This is a genomic window from Streptococcus sp. GMD4S, assembly GCF_000296955.1.
Genome location: NZ_AJRE01000504.1, coordinates 1 through 1416 on the forward strand (window position 1 = coordinate 1; position 1416 = coordinate 1416).

Genomic DNA, 1416 nt, shown 5'->3' on the forward strand with positions numbered 1-1416 from the left:
ACAAGGTGAGCATCCAAATCAGGTTGTTTGATTTCGATGATGTTGATGTGTACTTGTTTTCCAGTCAATTTGTTAAGTTTTGCACGGAGTGCATCAACGTTAGCACCACCTTTACCGATAACCATACCTGGTTTAGCAGTGTGAAGTGAAACGTTAACTTTGTTTACTGCGCGTTCAATTTCGATAGTTGAAACTGCTGCGTCAGCAAGTTCTTTTTGAACGAATTTACGGATTGCAAGATCTTCATGAAGGTAATCCGCGTATTCTTTTTCAGCATACCATTTGGCATCCCAATCACGGATGATGCCGACACGCATACCAATTGGATGTACTTTTTGACCCACGATGTTACCTCCTTATTTTTCTGCAACAGCCACAGTGATGTGAGCTGTACGTTTGTTGATTGGTGAAGCTGAACCTTTCGCACGTGGACGGAAACGTTTCATAGTTGGTCCTTCGTTTGCGAATGCTTCAGATACTACCAAGTTAGCTTTGTCCAAACCAAAGTTGTTTTCAGCGTTAGCTACAGCTGAATTCAAAACTTTCAAGATGATTTCAGCAGCTTTGTTTGGTGTGAATGTCAAGATTGCAATAGCATCGGCTACGCTTTTACCACGGATGTTGTCAAGAACAAGACGTGATTTACGAGGTGAAACACGTACTGTACGAGCCATTGCTTTAGCTGAAGTAATTTCTGCCATTTATGTTCTCCTTATTTTCTACGTGTTTTCTTGTCGTCTGCAGCGTGACCCTTGTAAGTACGAGTTGGTGCAAATTCACCAAGTTTGTGACCTACCATGTCTTCTTGGATGTAAACAGGTACGTGTTTACGTCCGTCATAAACTGCAATAGTGTAACCAATGAAACTTGGGAAGATCGTTGAACGACGTGACCAAGTTTTGATAACTTTTTTCTTTTCGTCGTTAGCTTGAGCTTCAACTTTTTTCATCAAATGCTCATCGACGAAAGGTCCTTTTTTAAGACTGCGTCCCATTTTATTTTTTCTCCTTTAAATGTTGTACCACAGCGGCTTGCGCTCACATGGAGCGCTACCGAGCTGGCGGATTATCTAGCGCTTATGCGACTAGTTTTAAATTATTTCTCGTTGCGACGACGAACGATAAGTTTGTCAGATTTCGCTTTCTTGTTACGAGTTTTAAGACCAAGAGCAGGTTTGCCCCATGGAGTAGATGGCGCTTTACGACCAACTGGTGCTTTACCTTCACCACCACCGTGTGGGTGATCGTTAGGGTTCATTACAGAACCACGAACTGTTGGGCGGATACCTTTCCAACGGCTACGTCCTGCTTTACCAAGGTTAACAAGTCCATGTTGTTCGTTTCCGACAACACCAACTGTTGCACGACAAGTTCCAAGAATCATACGTACTTCGCCAGATTGAAGACGAACAAGAAC

3 protein-coding genes and 1 pseudogene are annotated in these 1416 nt (G+C 42.8%); all 4 read right to left on the reverse strand.

All coding sequences use genetic code 11. The features are described from left to right. On the reverse strand, positions 1 to 344 hold a 344-nt coding region (gene rpsC, locus GMD4S_RS12125), incomplete at its 3' end, for a 30S ribosomal protein S3 (RefSeq protein WP_008291857.1). A gap of 12 nt (positions 345 to 356) precedes the next feature. Beyond that, positions 357 to 701, reverse strand: coding sequence for a 50S ribosomal protein L22 (rplV, locus tag GMD4S_RS12130; protein WP_000818137.1), 345 nt, complete (start codon positions 699 to 701; stop codon positions 357 to 359). A gap of 11 nt (positions 702 to 712) precedes the next feature. Then, on the reverse strand, positions 713 to 994 hold the full coding sequence (gene rpsS / locus GMD4S_RS12135; protein ID WP_000533766.1) for a 30S ribosomal protein S19: 282 nt from the start codon (positions 992 to 994) through the stop codon (positions 713 to 715). Positions 995 to 1095: 101 nt separating this feature from the next. Then, positions 1096 to 1416 (reverse strand): annotated as a pseudogene (gene rplB / locus GMD4S_RS12140) (50S ribosomal protein L2); the annotation flags it as partial.

Coding starts and splice junctions, on each gene's coding strand:
- rplV (WP_000818137.1), bottom strand. CDS start 701: ATGGCAGAAATTACTTCAGCTAAAGCAATGGCTCGTACAGTACGTGTT.
- rpsS (WP_000533766.1), bottom strand. CDS start 994: ATGGGACGCAGTCTTAAAAAAGGACCTTTCGTCGATGAGCATTTGATG.